The 15,979-nt window shown below is 47.1% G+C and carries 17 protein-coding genes; 11 read left to right on the top strand and 6 right to left on the bottom strand.

Translation table 11 applies throughout. The features are described 5' to 3' along the window. Positions 1-58 precede the first annotated feature (58 nt). Positions 59-820, top strand: coding sequence for a succinate dehydrogenase/fumarate reductase iron-sulfur subunit (locus tag V7Q13_RS10710; protein WP_333800678.1), 762 nt, complete (start codon positions 59-61; stop codon positions 818-820). Positions 821-842: 22 nt separating this feature from the next. On the opposite strand, the gene V7Q13_RS10715 is transcribed toward V7Q13_RS10710, so the two are convergent. After that, a complete protein-coding gene (locus tag V7Q13_RS10715) occupies positions 843-1,337 on the bottom strand; it encodes a GNAT family N-acetyltransferase (RefSeq protein ID WP_333800679.1) in 495 nt (164 codons plus the stop codon). A 69-nt stretch (positions 1,338-1,406) separates the two neighbouring features. Here V7Q13_RS10715 and V7Q13_RS10720 point away from each other — a divergent pair, with 69 nt between their 5' ends. Beyond that, positions 1,407-4,208: an FAD-binding and (Fe-S)-binding domain-containing protein gene (locus tag V7Q13_RS10720; RefSeq protein WP_333800680.1), complete on the top strand. Its 2,802-nt coding sequence runs from the start codon at positions 1,407-1,409 to the stop codon at positions 4,206-4,208. Between the two features lie 126 nt (positions 4,209-4,334). On the opposite strand, the gene V7Q13_RS10725 is transcribed toward V7Q13_RS10720, so the two are convergent. Further along, entirely contained in the window at positions 4,335-5,567 is a 1,233-nt protein-coding gene (locus V7Q13_RS10725; protein WP_333800681.1) for an MFS transporter, read from the bottom strand. 314 nt (positions 5,568-5,881) lie between these two features. Between V7Q13_RS10725 and V7Q13_RS10730 the strand changes: the two genes are divergently transcribed. From V7Q13_RS10730 to V7Q13_RS10740, 3 genes are all read left to right on the top strand, one after another. Continuing rightward, positions 5,882-7,153 (top strand): alpha-amylase family glycosyl hydrolase, encoded by a 1,272-nt coding sequence (locus tag V7Q13_RS10730; RefSeq protein WP_333800682.1) that lies wholly within the window; start codon positions 5,882-5,884, stop codon positions 7,151-7,153. 91 nt (positions 7,154-7,244) lie between these two features. Then, positions 7,245-7,781 (top strand): RNA methyltransferase, encoded by a 537-nt coding sequence (locus V7Q13_RS10735; protein ID WP_333800683.1) that lies wholly within the window; start codon positions 7,245-7,247, stop codon positions 7,779-7,781. A gap of 100 nt (positions 7,782-7,881) precedes the next feature. Further along, the gene (locus V7Q13_RS10740; RefSeq protein WP_333800684.1) at positions 7,882-8,802 is read left to right on the top strand and encodes a UbiA-like polyprenyltransferase; all 921 of its coding nucleotides are present in this window, start codon (positions 7,882-7,884) and stop codon (positions 8,800-8,802) included. Positions 8,803-8,968: 166 nt separating this feature from the next. Here V7Q13_RS10740 and V7Q13_RS10745 read toward each other — a convergent pair whose 3' ends face one another. Then, positions 8,969-9,343, bottom strand: a complete 375-nt coding sequence (locus tag V7Q13_RS10745) for a GxxExxY protein (RefSeq protein WP_333800685.1) — start codon at positions 9,341-9,343, stop codon at positions 8,969-8,971. 130 nt (positions 9,344-9,473) lie between these two features. Here V7Q13_RS10745 and ruvX point away from each other — a divergent pair, with 130 nt between their 5' ends. Genes ruvX through def form a run of 4 tightly spaced genes read left to right on the top strand, consistent with a single transcriptional unit; the run spans position 9,474 to position 11,015 of the window. After that, positions 9,474-9,887, top strand: a complete 414-nt coding sequence (ruvX, locus tag V7Q13_RS10750) for a Holliday junction resolvase RuvX (protein WP_333800686.1) — start codon at positions 9,474-9,476, stop codon at positions 9,885-9,887. 9 nt (positions 9,888-9,896) lie between these two features. Then, positions 9,897-10,073: a hypothetical protein gene (locus tag V7Q13_RS10755; protein WP_333800687.1), complete on the top strand. Its 177-nt coding sequence runs from the start codon at positions 9,897-9,899 to the stop codon at positions 10,071-10,073. Beyond that, positions 10,060-10,428, top strand: coding sequence for a type II toxin-antitoxin system VapC family toxin (locus V7Q13_RS10760; RefSeq protein WP_333800688.1), 369 nt, complete (start codon positions 10,060-10,062; stop codon positions 10,426-10,428). Before V7Q13_RS10755 ends, V7Q13_RS10760 begins: the two co-directional genes overlap by 14 nt. A 5-nt stretch (positions 10,429-10,433) precedes the next feature. Beyond that, positions 10,434-11,015, top strand: coding sequence for a peptide deformylase (gene def / locus V7Q13_RS10765; protein WP_333800689.1), 582 nt, complete (start codon positions 10,434-10,436; stop codon positions 11,013-11,015). A 116-nt stretch (positions 11,016-11,131) separates the two neighbouring features. Here the strand turns inward: def and V7Q13_RS10770 are convergent, their stop codons facing one another. Next, positions 11,132-12,193, bottom strand: a complete 1,062-nt coding sequence (locus V7Q13_RS10770; protein ID WP_333800690.1) for an RluA family pseudouridine synthase — start codon at positions 12,191-12,193, stop codon at positions 11,132-11,134. A 221-nt stretch (positions 12,194-12,414) separates the two neighbouring features. Here V7Q13_RS10770 and lipB point away from each other — a divergent pair, with 221 nt between their 5' ends. Continuing rightward, the gene (gene lipB, locus V7Q13_RS10775) at positions 12,415-13,131 is read left to right on the top strand and encodes a lipoyl(octanoyl) transferase LipB (RefSeq protein ID WP_333800691.1); all 717 of its coding nucleotides are present in this window, start codon (positions 12,415-12,417) and stop codon (positions 13,129-13,131) included. Here lipB and V7Q13_RS10780 read toward each other — a convergent pair. Both V7Q13_RS10780 and V7Q13_RS10785 read right to left on the bottom strand, forming a co-directional pair. Further along, positions 13,121-14,050 carry a hypothetical protein gene (locus V7Q13_RS10780; RefSeq protein ID WP_333800692.1) on the bottom strand — a complete coding sequence of 310 codons (930 nt, stop codon included), beginning with the start codon at positions 14,048-14,050 and terminating at the stop codon, positions 13,121-13,123. The genes lipB and V7Q13_RS10780 overlap by 11 nt on opposite strands. 39 nt (positions 14,051-14,089) lie before the next feature. Further along, positions 14,090-14,992 (bottom strand): pyridoxal-phosphate dependent enzyme, encoded by a 903-nt coding sequence (locus V7Q13_RS10785; RefSeq protein WP_333800693.1) that lies wholly within the window; start codon positions 14,990-14,992, stop codon positions 14,090-14,092. A gap of 40 nt (positions 14,993-15,032) precedes the next feature. Here V7Q13_RS10785 and V7Q13_RS10790 point away from each other — a divergent pair, with 40 nt between their 5' ends. Then, positions 15,033-15,938, top strand: coding sequence for a sugar phosphate nucleotidyltransferase (locus V7Q13_RS10790; RefSeq protein WP_333800694.1), 906 nt, complete (start codon positions 15,033-15,035; stop codon positions 15,936-15,938). Positions 15,939-15,979 lie beyond the last annotated feature (41 nt).

A 15,979-nucleotide genomic window follows, 5' to 3' on the forward strand; every position in this document is an offset into this window, starting at 1 on the left:
CTCGAAGCAACATTTTCAAATTTTCAAATCTTCAAATTGTCACATTCATTGTTAGCTTATGGAACATTATAATATGAATCTCAACCTGAAAGTATGGCGTCAAAAGAATGCGCAAACTCAGGGTGGTTTTGAAACATATCAGGTAAAAAACATTTCTTCAGAAATGAGCTTTCTGGAAATGATTGATGTGCTCAACGAAGAGTTGATTGCTGAGGGCAAAGACCCGATTGCATTCGACCACGATTGCCGCGAAGGCATCTGTGGTATGTGCTCTTTGTACATCGATGGTCGTCCGCACGGCCCTTGGGAGCAAAACACTACCTGCCAGCTGCACATGCGTGCCTACAAAGATGGCGACACCATCACCATTGAGCCCTGGAGAGCCGGTGCTTTCCCGGTGCTGAAGGATTTGATGGTAGACCGTAGCGCATTCGACCGCATTATTCAGGCTGGTGGTTTCATTAGCGTAAACACCGGTAATGCTGTGGATGCCAACGCACTGCCCATTGAAAAAGATAAAGCTGACGCATCATTTGCCGCAGCAGCTTGTATTGGTTGTGGTGCTTGTGTAGCTGCTTGTAAAAACAGTTCTGCTATGCTGTTTACTTCTGCCAAAGTAACGCAACTCGCATTGCTGCCACAGGGTGCTCCCGAACGTAAATCACGTGCCCTCAACATGATTGCACAAATGGATAAGGAAGGCTTTGGTGCATGTACCAATACCGGTGCCTGCGAAGCTGTTTGCCCCAAAGGCATCAGCCTCACCAACATTGCCCGCCTCAATCAGGAGTATCTCGGCGCAGCGTTGACTGTTAACTAATCGAAGAAATAACGCACTGCGATTATAAGGCTTTCATCATTTGGATGGCACAACCGAAATGGCCCGTTTGGCCCATCGGTCCATCCAGATAATGGAAGCCATTTTTTTCGTACATAGGTATAGCCCGGTTAAGCTCTGGCATGGTTTCGAGATACATGTGCGTATAGCCGAGCTCTTTCGCTTTTGCAAAACAGGTATGCAGCAATCGCTGGCCTAATCCGAGTCCACGGGCATTGGCATGCAAATACATTTTTACTAACTCGCAGGTGCCTTCTGGCAAACCTTTGGTGGGAAAGATACCGGCGCCACCCAATAGTTGTTCGTTGTGTGTGGCAATGAAATACCATGAGCCCGGCGTTGATTGAAACAGTTCATACAAGTGATCAGTCTCTTTATCGTAATACACCGTGCCCGGATGGTTGGCACCAAACTCTTCCAATGAAGTACGAATGATGCGGGCAATGGCAGCATTGTCTGCAGGGGCTATGTCGCGGATGATGACGTCTGATAATTGCATGCTCAAAAATACATGTGTCGGCCCATTCATTCAGCTACGATAAAGTACCTTCATGGCTCATTTACTATCATGCCAACCACCGATCAGATACTGCTTCAAATATTACCGGCTACTCAGTTTTCTACCAGGCTCATCGATCGCATTTCTTATGCTTCTGATGCCGGGTTTTATCAGCTCATTCCGCAGGCAGTATTGTTTCCGGCAACGGTGGAAGATGTACAACATATTTTCGAATTGGCACAGCAGCAATTGGTGCCCGTTGTGTTTCGGGCAGGTGGCACCAGCCTCAGCGGACAGGCTATTACGGATGGTTGGCTGGTCGACATCAGCAAGCATTGGCGGGGGATACAGGTGCATGCTTCCAAACAAGCAGTAACTGTACAGCCGGGCATCACCGGAGGTATGGTGAATCATTACCTGAAAAAGCACAGCCAAAAAATTGGTCCCGATCCGGCGAGTATCAATGCGGCTATGATGGGCGGCATCATCAGCAACAATGCATCGGGTATGTGCTGTGGTGTAAAGGATAATTCTTATCACACCATCGAGCACGTTCATTTTGTATTGCCCGATGGACAGCGATACCATACCGCAGATGCCAGCGATTATGAAAGGTTTCAGCAAGAGCAATCAACACTTGCTACAACACTTACCGAACTACGGCAGCAAATACTGAACAATGATGCATTGCTGCAGCGTATCCGGCACAAGTATCTCACAAAGAATACCGTTGGTTATTCACTCAATGCCTTGGTAGATTATGAGCATCCGCTCGACATATTTGCGCACCTGTTGGTGGGTGGTGAAGGCACACTGGCATTCATTGCAGAAGCAACGCTACGTACCATTGCTGATAAGCCCTACAAGGCAGCAGCCATGCTATATTTTCCCAATTTGTACGAAGCATGCTCGGCTATTGTACCCCTGAAAGAAACCGGCGCCGAAGCGTTGGAACTCATGGACAGGGCTTCGCTGAAATCAGTAGAACACTTACCTGGATTACCCGATTTTTTTACCCAGTTACCAGATGGTGCGGCAGCCTTACTCTGCGAGTATCAAACTGAGGATGCAGCTGCATTGGAAGGCTTGCTGGCTAATGCCAATATGGTATTGCAACAGTTGCCATTACTGCATCCCGCAGCATTTACCACACAAGAAAAAGAACGCAATTTTTACTGGAAGCTGCGCAAAGGTATGTTCCCGAGTGTGGGGGCTGTAAGGCAGCGTGGCACCACGGTTATTCTCGAAGACATCACTTTCCCAGTGGCTAAACTGGCCGATGGATTGGTGGATGTACAACAGTTGTTTACAAAGTATGGCTATCACAATGCCATCATTTTCGGTCATGCAAAAGATGGCAATATTCACTTTGTGATTACACAACTCCTCGATACCGAAAGCGAAGTAAAACGCTATGATGCGTTTATGCGGGAAGTAGTTTCGCTGGTGGTCAATAAATACGATGGCGCATTAAAAGGCGAACATGGCACGGGCCGCAATATGGCACCTTTTATTGAAGCAGAGTGGGGTGGCGAAGCATATCGCATCATGCAGCAAATCAAACATGCTGCCGATCCAAAAGGGTTACTCAATCCCGGTGTTATTATCAATGCCAGTAAGCAGGCACATATCGAACACCTGAAAGATTTGCCACAGGTAGAACAGGAAGTAGACAAATGCATTGAGTGTGGTTTTTGCGAAGTAAACTGCCCCAGCCGCGATGTAACCATGACGCCACGCCGACGCATTGTAGCCCGCAGGGCTTTACAGCGGTTGCAACATCAAGACCAACAACAATTACTGAAAGAGCTGCAGTCATCTTTTCAGTACGATGGTTTGGATACCTGCGCCACGGATGGTTTGTGTGCTACCGATTGTCCGGTGGATATCAATACCGGTGAGCTGGTGAAACGCTTGCGGCATGAGCAGCATGGTCGCATGGGCAATGCCATCGCCGGTTGGATGGCTCGTCATTTCGGATTCGTTGCTACATCGGCACGGTTTATTATTGCTGCTCTTTCATTGTTGGATAAAGTGAAATTGGTCAGTGGTATCAGTCGTGGTATACGGAAAATCATTCCCATAATGCCCGTGTGGATGCATGGCTTGAAAGCCGCCAAACGATTACCGAAAGCGAATCCGGCGCAACCCGATGCGGTGTATTTTTCTTCCTGCATCAACCGGGTGATGGCGCATGGCGATGAACCAAAATCTTTGCAGCAATCGATGCTCGATGTATGCCGGCAGGCTGGTGTACAGTTGTTGATGCCGGAAGGGTTAAGCAGTCAATGTTGCGGTCAGCCCTTTAGCAGCAAGGGGTACGTAGGAGCCAGTCAGCAATTGTTGCAAGAGGCGGTAACTGCTTTGTGGCAATGGACTGATAAAGGACGGCTTCCTGTTGTGTGTGATTTCTCTTCATGCACCTATACGTTTTTGCAAAACGGCAAGCACTTGCCCGAACCGTATTTACAACAGTGGCGACAGCTACAAATGCTGGATAGTGTGGCTTTTTTGCAACAGACGGTTTTGCCCAAGCTACAGCTCAATCCCAAGCAAGAACCCGTAGTGCTGCATCCAGCCTGTGCAGTTACCAAGTTGGGATTGAATGATGCATTCGTGCAATTGGCCAAAGCCTGTGCGCCAAAAGCGGAAGTGCCTGCCGGTGCGGGCTGCTGCGGCATGGCCGGCGACCGTGGTTTTCTGGTGCCCGAATTAGTAGAAGGCGCCACCGCACAAGAACTCAAATCCGCTGCGCAAATACAAAGCCGTGAAGGCTATTCATCTTCTACCACCTGTGAACTGGCTTTGTCGCACCACAGCGATATCGATTACAAGCACATCGTGTATTTGCTGGATGAGGTGAAGGAGTAGGGAACGAGTTTACGAGTTCACAAGTTCCAGAGTTCAAAAGTTGGTAGGTTGGAAAGTTGCTAGGTTGAAAACACGTATTTCCTGTATTCAAATCAGAAATCAGAAATCGTACATCAGCAATCCATTTTAGTATTTCAGCTTTCGCAGCTTTGGGGCTTTTACCCAGCTTACGCCCACTACCAGCAGTGTCATACAACCGCCGAAAATAACGGAGGTAACAGTGCCCATCAATCGGGCTGCAATGCCGCTTTCAAACTGGCCCAACTCATTACTGCTGTTGATGAACATACTGTTGACAGAACTAACTCTGCCCCGCATATCATCGGGTACATAGAGTTGCAAAATAGTACTCCGGATGACCACACTAATGCCATCAAACACACCACTGATGAGCAAAATGAAAAACGATAACCAGTAGTTTCGGCTAAGGGCAAAAGCAATCATGCAGAGACCAAAACCTGCCACACACATCAGCATAATGCGGCCCTGATTTTTGGTGAGCGGCATACGGGCCATTACAAACAACACCATTACGGTACCCATGCCCTGTGCGGCTTTCAGCAATCCCATGCCCGTAGCATCTACATGTAAAATATCTTTGGCAAATACGGGCAGCATAGCCACGGCACCACCAAACAACACAGCAAACATATCTACACTTAAAGCACTCAATACTTCTTTGGTTTTCCACACATAACGCAAGCCGTCTTTCACACTTTCCCAGGTACGTTGTTGCATATTGCTGTGCTGTGCCGGCAGGTTCGGTAGTTTGCTTACCAATGCAGCAGCCAGTATGAGCAACGAAACAGAAATGGCAAACATGAACGTAAGGCTGATTTGTGCAATCAGTAATCCTGCTATCACTGGCCCGCCAACTGCAGCCATGGTCCATGCAGTGCTGCTGAGCGTAACGGCTTTGGGTAAATCAGCTTTATCATTGATCAGTTGTGCTACAATGCTGTGAAAAGTTGGGCCTGTAAAAGCACGAAATACACCCGTGAAAAATACGAGTACATAAATACAAACAGCGGTAGCTTGTACACCCAGCGATGACGAAACCCATTGGCTCGATACAATACCCAATCCAATGCTGGCGGTGAGGTAGAGCAGCATGCCCCGCAGCAGCATGTTGCGTTTGTCACTGATGTCGATGACATGACCGGCATACAAGGCTAGACTGATGGCAGGCACCACTTCGCTCAGGCCCAGCAAACCCTGCGACAATACATCTCGGGTAAGTTCGTACAGGTACCATGCAATGCCGGTATTCACCATTTGCATGGCAAAAATGAACGCAAAACGGGCGACCAAAAATGTACGGAGTTGCGGATACTTGTTGAGTAACGGACCTTTCAGCATAAGCCCTGCAAAAATAGGGGTTGATACCCGCCGGCATGCTGCAAGTTTGAGCAAGGAAATTAATACACTTATGGGCCCGGCAGTAGTGCTACTATGAAGCTTCGTTGCGTCGCACACTTCATCGTCCTGTTCTTTACTAAGCTTCAATACAGCACATCCACATCAGGCATAAATAGGGTGCCACAAATTCGCAGATTAATACTGAAAAATGCAATCTGTGAATCTGTGGCTATTTTTCTTTCGTTAGAATTATCTGTGATAATCCGTTTCAGCCTGAAAATCCGCGTCCCATAAAATCGTTTCTTTGAATCACTATGTCTACAAGCAATTTTTCACCAGTCGACTGGTGTCAGCATACCAATATTTACGAGGTCAACGTGCGGCAATACACTGCCGAAGGAACCTTTGCTGCTTTTGGCCAACACCTGCCAAGGCTTGCTGCTATGGGAGTAGAAACACTTTGGTTCATGCCCATTACACCCATTGGTGTACCCAAGCGGTTGGGCACATTGGGCAGTTACTACGCATGCAGCAGTTATGTGCAAACCAACCCCGAGTTTGGTACCATTGATGATTTCAAAACATTGGTCCATCAGGCGCATGCATTGGGCATGAAAGTGATTATCGATTGGGTGGCCAACCACACTGGCTACGGCCATGAGTGGATGGATGGCCGCAGACGAGATTATTACGACCTCAGCCCGAGTGGCAATTTTCAGGAGCGTAACGGTTGGGAAGATGTAGCCGACCTCGACTATGGCAACAACGACATGCGCCGCGAAATGATGGAGAGCATGCAGTTTTGGGTGAAAACTTGTGACATCGATGGCTTTCGCTGCGATATGGCGCATTTGGTGCCACTCGATTTTTGGCTCGAAGCCCGCCATCATTGCGATGCGGTAAAACCGCTGTTTTGGTTGGCCGAAACAGAAAACGAAGCCTATCATGCGGCATTCGATGCCAGCTATGCATGGGAGTGGATGCATACCACCGAAAAGTTTTTTACATCCACACAAACCAACACCATACTCGATGCGGTGCTGAGTAAATACGAGGACCGTTATCCCAAGCTATCTTTCAAAATGTTCTTCACCAGCAACCACGATGAAAACAGCTGGAACGGAACCGAGTGGGAAAAGTATGGTGCAGCCGCATTGCCATTGTTTGTGCTTGGTGCTACGTGGTCAGGCATTCCGCTCATTTACTCCGGACAGGAATTGCCGAGTACCAAACGCTTGTCTTTTTTTGATAAGGATGAAATTGCCTGGACCAACGAACTACAGTTTGCATCATTTTACACTGCATTGCTACAACTGCGCAAACGCAACAAAGCCGCTGGTGGACCCAATGGATCGGGTGCTACTTTTCGATTGCCGGTAAGCAACGAAAGAGTGTTTTGTTTTTTGCGCCAGCACCACAACCAGCAGGTATTGGTGCTGCTCAATTTTACCAATGAAACACAATCGTTTTACATGAATGACGAACGTATTGCTGAAGGCATAAAAGAAATTTTTACGCAACAATTGTTGCCAAAAGATAGAAAGATTGTATTGCCACCATTCGGTTATCAGGTGTATGAAAAGTGATGCATAATGCAATGGCTATAAGTCGCCAATAATTTTCATTCGTGGTATCCGTGACCATCTCATTTAATTCCTGTTATAACCATTCGTGTGTATGAAAAAACTCTCCATGGATGAACTCGGTCGTTTGTCGGCCGATGAGTTTAAAGAAGTGCCGAAACTACCGCTGGTGGTGGTGCTGGATAATGTGCGGAGCATGCACAATGTGGGTAGCGTTTTTCGTACGGCCGATGCTTTTTTAATTGAGCAAATCATCCTCTGCGGGTACACGCCGCAGCCGCCTCACCGCGACATCCACAAAACAGCATTGGGGGCAACAGAGACGGTTGCATGGGAATACGCTGCGGATACTGTAACCGCTGTGGAAGCGTTGAAAACCCGTGGCTTTCAAGTGCTGGCGGTGGAGCAAACCAGTCAGTCCAAACTATTGTCGGCGGTGGAGTGGGAGGGCAAGCAACCACTTGCAGTGGTGCTGGGCAACGAAGTGGAAGGCGTAGACCAAGCAGTGATAGATGCCTGCCACGGCGCCATTGAAATACCGCAGGCTGGCACCAAACATTCGCTCAACATCAGCGTGGCAGCCGGCATTGTGTTGTACGAATTATTTACCAAGGGGTACAAACAAGCATGAAGCTTCAACTGTTTTCGTTTTCAACAAATGAGCAGCAACAGCCCGCAATTGTGGTAAAAAATGCAACTTGCAGGCCTGCGCTGCAACGCCTGTTTACACTATGACGACCATCAAGAATTACCTCTCGTTAGTAAAGTTTTCGCATACCATCTTCGCCATGCCCTTTGCGTTGATTGGTTTTTTTCTGGCTGTTTTGCAACCAAAGTATTTTACTTGGAATATAAATAATACTATTGGCAGGGGCAATGATGCAACCAATTTCGACTTTTGGGGAAATCATTTTTTCAAATTCATGCTCGTCATCATCTGCATGGTCACAGCCCGCAGTGCAGCCATGGCGTTCAACCGCTATCTCGATCGAAACTTTGATGCCCAAAACCCACGTACCGCCATCCGCGAAATACCGGCGGGTATTATTGGCGCCAGCAGTGCCCTGCGTTTTACCGTCCTCAATTGCCTGTTGTTTATTGCTGCCACTTACTTCATCAATCCCATTTGTTTTTACCTGAGTCCGGTGGCATTGTTTGTGATTTTGTTTTACAGCTATACCAAACGGTTCACAGCTTTATGTCACCTCGTGTTGGGGCTTGGGTTGAGTTTGGCACCCATTGGTGCTTATCTGGCGGTAACGGGTGCATTTGCCGTGTTGCCGGTGTTGTTTTCGTTCACCGTGTTGTTTTGGGTAAGCGGTTTCGACATCATTTTTGCTTTGCAGGATGAAGCCTTCGACCGCAGCCAGGGGCTGCACAGCATACCTGCTGCTTTGGGTACTGCCAAGGCGTTGCGGGTAAGTGAACTGCTGCACCTGTTGAGTGCTGCCTGTGTAATTGCGGCCGGTTTTTATGGGTCATTTGGTTGGTTGTATTGGGTGGGTACAGCAGGCTTTTGTGGCATGCTCATTTACCAACACAGCATCGTGAAGCCCAGCGACCTCTGCCGCGTCAACATCGCTTTCATGACGGCCAACGGCATTGCCAGCGTGGTGTTTGCGGTGTTTGTGATAGCGGATTTATTGCTTTAAACACGGATTGGAACGAATGATTACGAATTACACGAATGGTTTTATTAGGATGAAGTCGGAGAATCACGAATGACACGAAATTCTTTATTGGATATAAGTTTAATGGTGATTAATTGATCTACTGGATTCAATCCGTGTCATCAGTGTCAATTAGCCGAATTAGTGTTTACAGAATTACCCGTTGATGTCGCAATGACTTTTCACCGAAATTGATAATCATACCAAGTCGAAGCCCACTTGCTTTCAGATAATTGACAGTTTGAAAAGTAAATGCTTCATGCACTGCTGCAGTGGCTTTTATCTCCAGAATAATGCGATCAAACACTACAAAATCGGCTACGTAGTGATGACGCAACACCACATTTTTATACACTACCTCAAAACGTTTTTCTCTTTGAAATGAAATGCCTTCTGCCTGTAACTCTAATTCCAACGCATCTTTGTACACGGCTTCTTTAAAACCAAAACCAAGTAACCGGTGAATTTCCATGCATTTGCCAATGATTAAATAGGATTCATCTTTGTACAATAATTCAGTCATGTGTGGTGTAAGGCTTTTAAAAGTGTAAGTGTTGTTGCGTACCCTAAAATAATTCGTGTAATTCGTAATATTCGCATCATTCGGGTTGATTCCTTTCGTGCAATCAGTCCAATTTGTTTAATTCGTGTATATGGCTCGAATCATGGCCCTCGATTATGGTAAAAAACGCACCGGTGTCGCCGTTACAGATCCGTTGCAGATTATTGCCAGTGGCCTCACTACTGTCGATTCGCATGGGCTGCGGCCATGGCTCAAAACCTATTTTGCTACCGAAGCAGTGGAGCGGGTAATTATCGGGCTGCCACTGTCGCTGGATGGTGAAGCTACCGATGGTACCAAGCCCGTGAAAGACTTTATCCGCCTCTTTAAAAAAGACCATCCCACCATCCCCATTGAAACGGTGGATGAACGCTACACCAGCAAAATGGCGGCGCAAGCCCTCATTGACACCGGGGTGAAAAAAAAGGACCGCCGCGAAAAAGGCCGTATTGATGAAATGGCCGCCACCCTCATGCTACAGGAATACTTGCAGCAAAAAGGCTAATTTTGGCGCATGACAAGGATTGTAATTACAGCAAAGGATACAAAAGCTACCCTTGAAGAAAAGCTCAAAAAGGTGGATGCAACAAAAGGGAAAAAACCATTTGATGCGAAGAAGTATGCTGGAAAAATCAAGGGTTATGGTGATCCGATGGTTTTTCAGAAAACACTGAGAAATGAATGGGATTAGACTTTTGTTGGATACAAACGCAGTTATCTATTTGTTACAAGGAAACAAAAACGTAACAGATTTGGTCAATAATGCCAGTATTTACGTTTCGGCAATAACAGTCACTGAACTCCTATCGAAGCAGTTAAAAACAACAGAAGAAAAGTTAATAAATCTTTTTATCGAGGATGTTTACGTAGTTCATACAAATGATTTCATCGTTCGTGAGGGAGCATCTTTACGTCGAAAGGAAAAAATCAAAACACCCGATGCCTTGGTAGCTGCAACTGCATTATTCGTAGAAGCACCTTTAGTATCAGCAGATAAAATTTTCAAAAAAGTAGAAGGGCTTTCCTTCATCGAACTGACCATTTAACCATTATGATTCTTCCAATTGTAGCGTACGGATCGCCCATTTTGCGCCGGGTAGCGGTAGATATCACGCCGGATTATCCCAATCTTACTCAACTCATCGCCGATATGTGGGAAACCATGTATGCCAGCAATGGCGTGGGTTTGGCCGCTCCTCAAATCAACCGCTGCATTCGCATTTTTACCGTCGATAGTGAGCAAATCATCGAAAACCTCGACGAGGAAGAACGTCAGGAGTATGAAGGGGATGAAGGCATCAAAGAAACGTTTATCAATGCACACATAGTAGCGTTTGCCGGCGATGAATGGCCGTACAACGAAGGTTGCCTCAGCATTCCGAAAGTGCGGGAAGATGTGATGCGCCCCGAAACCGTGACTATTGAATATGTGAATGAAAAGTTTGAGCCCCAGCGCAAAACTTTCAGTGGTATTACCGCACGGGTTATCCAACACGAATACGACCACATTGAAGGCAAGTTGTTCATTGATTACCTGTCGCCGCTGAAAAGAAAACTGCTCAAAGGCAAACTACTTGATATTTCCAACGGCAAAGTGCGGATGGACTACCGCATGACTTATCCGAAGTCGTAAGCCCAATCTCCGTAAAAGTCAACCGGCACAACGTTTTCAAAACATTGTGCCGGTTTTTTATTAAATGAGTTGACTGTTATCCTATTAGCAATAAACCACAAACTACAAACCACCAACTAATCTTCAACTTTTCCTTTCGTTTGAAAATACTTCCGCCATTTTTCAATCACGGCAGTCATATCGGGTGGAATTGGTGCTTCAAAGAATAGGCGTTCGTTGGTAACGGGATGCACAAAGCCCAGGGTTTTGGCATGCAGTGCCTGGCGGGGGCAGAGGGCAAAACAATTTTCTACAAACTGTTTGTACTTGGTGTAAATGGTGCCCTTCAAAATGCGGTCGCCACCGTAGTGATCGTCGGCAAAAAGCGTATGGCCAATGTGTTTCATGTGTACCCTTATCTGGTGGGTACGGCCGGTTTCCAGCACACATTCCACCAGCGTTACGTAGTGAAACCTTTCCAGCACATTGTAATGCGTAATGGCATGCTTGCCATATTCACCCTCCGGAAAAGCCTCAAACTGCTTGCGGTAGCGGGGGCTTCGGCCTACGTGGGCTTCAATGGTGCCGCTCTCTTCTTCCACATCGCCCCACACCAGCGCCACGTATTTGCGGTCGATGGTATGGTTGAAAAATTGCTTGGCGAGGTGTTGCAGAGCACGGTCGGTTTTGGCCAGCAACAGCAAGCCGCTGGTGTTCTTGTCAATGCGGTGTACCAAACCAAAGCGGGGCAGGTTAAACTCTGTCAGTTCCGGGTTTTGCTGCATCAGGTAATGCGCCACACCATTCACTAACGTACCGTTGGGGTTGCCGCTACCTGGGTGCACCACCATGCCGGCGGGCTTGTTGATGAGCAACACATCATCATCTTCAAACACAATGTTGAGGTCCATTGGTTCGGGAATGATGTCGTTGCTGTCGGGGTGGTCTTCGCTAAATACAATCACCTCATGGCCGGCCTTCACTTTAAAGTTGGGCTTCACCATTTGGCCATCCACGGTTATCAATCCGGCATGCAGGGCCTGCTGAATTTTATTGCGGGTAGCGCCTTCAATGCGGTTCATCAAAAACTTATCGATGCGCAAGGGCTCCTGGCCTTTGTCGGCTTTTACCACCAGTCTTTTATAGAGTTCATCACTCTCGGTGCCCTCGTCGGGCAGTTGCAATTCTTCGTCGAGCATGGTTGCTGTTGCAGGAAATTTTTGTCTAAGAAGCTGTTTAGATTTCATTACTGGAAATACCCATCGGGTAATTTTTGAGCGAAACAAGCGGATTTTGCAGCCGTAGCGGGTAGCCTACGGCGAAAAATCCAACGCAGTTGCAGCCAAAAAGACCCATGGGAATGACAGTGTATGGAGTTTAAACAGCTTCAGAGGGCAGGTTCCTTATTTTCGCAAAGTAAATGGGTACACAACAAATAGTTTGGTGGAAAGATTTGGGGCTGCAACGCTACAAGCCCGTGTGGGACGAACAGGAGCGGCTGATGCAACTGGCAACCGACATTAAGCGGGCCGAATTTGAACAGCCAGCAGCAGAGCGAAGTACGCAACATCATTTGCTGTTGGTGGAGCATCCGCCCGTGTATACCTTGGGCAAAAGCGGCCATATCGAAAACATCCTCATTTCCGAAGCAGAGATGGCAGCGCAGGATATTGATTATTTCAAAATCAACCGTGGCGGCGATATTACTTTTCACGGGCCGCAGCAGCTGGTAGGTTATCCCATTCTCGATTTAGAAAAAATGTATACCGATATTGGCCGGTATCTGCGCAACCTCGAAGAAGTCATCATCAAAACCATTGCACATTATGGTTTGAAGGGCGAACGTTCGGCCGGCGAAACCGGTGTGTGGCTCGATCCGGACAAGCCCGGCCATGAACGCAAAATTTGCGCCATGGGCGTACGTTGCAGCCGTTGGATTACCATGCACGGTTGGGCACTCAACGTGAATACCGACCTCACTTATTTCGATAATATCATTCCCTGCGGCATTGTGGGCAAGCAGGTTACTTCCATTGCCAAAGAGCTGGGCCATGCAATAGATTTTGAAGAAAGCAAGCAAGTATTGCTCAATAAATTTGCAGAAGTGTTTGAGGTAGAACTGCGACCTATGGGCTAAAATCTCTGGCAAGGAAAATGCGATTTCGCTCCTTGATTTTTCCATTTTCCAGTAGCTCAAATTTGTACCAGCCACCGTGGTAAAAATTCGTTTTATCCAAAATAAGGAAAGGTTCTTTCAAGGCTTTTAATTCCAACACCAGCGTTTCATCTTCTTCCATAAACTTGATGTCGTAGCGCTTGATAGCTGCATCCGGCAGTTTAATTACGATGTAACCATCACGGTCGGTAAATACAAACTCACTGGTCCGTTGCAAAAACGGCGGCACATAAATACCCAGTAAAATCGTGTCGTCTGTCAATTGAAACAAAGTGTCTTTCGTTTTTTTCATGATGCTGTCGCGAAAACGAAAGAACTCCGCTGTAATCAGGGTGGTGTACAATGTATCTTTTACCTTAATGTAAAACGGCTTGTCGGGCGGAATCACTTCTTCCTCATCTTCTTTCTTATTGCCTTTCTGCAGTTTTTTTACCAGCTCTTCATCCAGCTGGTCCCTTTTGTTATCCACCACCACCACGCTATCTTTTTTACCGTTGTTGGTATTGCTGCTGGCGCTGTCTCTGGGTACAATGAGGGGAGCTGTGGGGCGCATGCTTTTGGTGAAAAAATAAGCACCACCTTCCATTACATAAAACACCCGGTAGTAGTATTTGATGCCGGGAATAATTTTATCGCTGTAGCCATTTACCGGCAACTCAGGACTGGTAGAAGAATACACCGTAGTGAACTTTTTGGTGCTGTCGTAACTGCGCTGCACCGCCAGCTGTATAAGGTTGGGATAAAGATTGCGCCAGCTCACCACCACACGGCCACCGCCCCGGTCTTCTACTGAAAATTTGGGCAAAGTATCCTGTGCCATGGCTGCAGTTGCAGCCAGCATCCATCCGGTAAACAATACAAGTCGGCTAATCCATTTCATGCTATCACAAGGCGCTAAGGCGTGGCAAATATAACGCTGCTACCCACCTGTAGATTGCAAGCTTAATAACGGGTGTGAACGATTGCCCTGCAAGCCACCGGTATGAATGAGCAGTATTTTTTGTGGTGAACTGTATGCCGTCTGCGCATAATGCCGTTGCATGGCATGCAGTAGTTTGCCTGTGTACATGATGTCTGTAGCGAGGCCTGTGTTGGATTGCCATTGCAGCATGCAGTCAATGGTTGCATCGCTGCAGCGGCCAAACCGGTCGTTGGGTAAATGATGAAGCTGTAATTGTTTTTGATGTGTTGCAGCAGTTGTAAGCAGCAATGCATCCACCGTTGCATCTTGTATGCCGGGGTTTACCGCATGTAAATGCGTAAAGGGCATGGAGGATTGCAAAATACCTGCTGCAGTTGTGCCTGTGCCAGTGGCACACCACACAGCATCTACAGCAAAGTCAGTCAGTTGATTAAAATAATCTTGTACGCCTTTTACACCGGGATGCCCATCGCCACCCATGGGTATGTACAATCGTTGTTGTACATCGGCCATCGCCTGCCAGTGTGCATCGTTGTAAAATTCGCTGCGGTGTGCATAGATGATGTTGCCGCCCCATTGCTGCACATCATCCAGCATAGCAGAGCGGGTATGCGCTGCTGCTTTTATAATGGCTGTAAAAGGCAGTTGATGTAAGTGGCACCAGGCCGCAGTGGCATGCACATGATTGCTCCATGCACCGCCTTTGCTGATGATACCATTTCTCACCAGCGAAGGATTGGTTTGCAACCAACCATACAACTTCAACCATTTGTTGCCCGATACCTGCGGATGCAATGTGTCGAGGCGCAATGCATACACTTCAATACCAACATCCAACGGATGCCCCTGCAATTGCTGCGGCGAAAGGAGTGGAGGGGCTGACCATTGGTTTTGCAACATAGGGATGACTTATCTTCGCAAAGTTTAATAAATCAACCCCATGCAAAAACCAACACTCGTAATTCTGGCCGCAGGTATGGCCAGCCGTTACGGCAAAATGAAACAGATTGAAGGCTTTGGTCCGAATAAAGAAACCATCATGGATTATTCGATTTTCGATGCCATCCGTGCAGGCTTCGAAAAAGTAGTATTCATCATCCGCGAAGAATTTGAAGAAACATTCAAATCCATCATGGAGCCCAAGCTGGCCGGCAAAATAAAAACGGCGTATGTGTATCAGCACCTCACCGATTTTGTACCTGCCGATGCTGCCGTTTCACCAGAACGTACCAAGCCTTGGGGTACAGCACATGCAGTGCTTTGCGCCAAAGATGAAGTGAAAGAAAACTTTGTGGTAATTAATGCCGACGATTTTTATGGCGAAGATGGTTTCCGCAAAGCCTATGAATTTTGTACCACAGCTTGCAGCGATACCAACTACGGCATTATTGGTTATACCTTATCAAAAACGCTGAGCAAAAACGGTAGTGTGAGCCGTGGTGTGTGCAAGGCCGATGCCAATGGCAAACTGGTGAGCATCAACGAACGCACCAAAATTTACTGGAAAGGAGAGCAGGTGTTTTTTGAAGAAAACGGACAGGAGTTTGAAGAAGATCCGGCATCACCTGTGAGCATGAATTTCTGGTGTTTTTCACCCGGTGTGTTTGCGTTGTCAGAAAGCTTGTTCAGCCAGTTCATCAAAGAACGGGGCATGGAACCCAAGGCAGAATTTTTCATTCCTATTGTAGCTGATCATTTCATCAACACTGGTAAGGGTACCATTCAAATTGTAGGCACCGATGCAGAGTGGTTTGGTGTTACCTATCCCGAAGATGCACCAACCGTAGAAGCCAGCATTAGTGCATTGGTGAATGCAGGTGCGTATCCTCCGGCTTTGTGGAGTTAAATCATCTGGTTTAGTATCAAAATCAAAAGCCTTCACATGTG

Origin of the sequence: Phnomibacter sp., assembly GCF_036803085.1 — a bacterium.
GTDB lineage: Bacteria > Bacteroidota > Bacteroidia > Chitinophagales > Chitinophagaceae > Phnomibacter.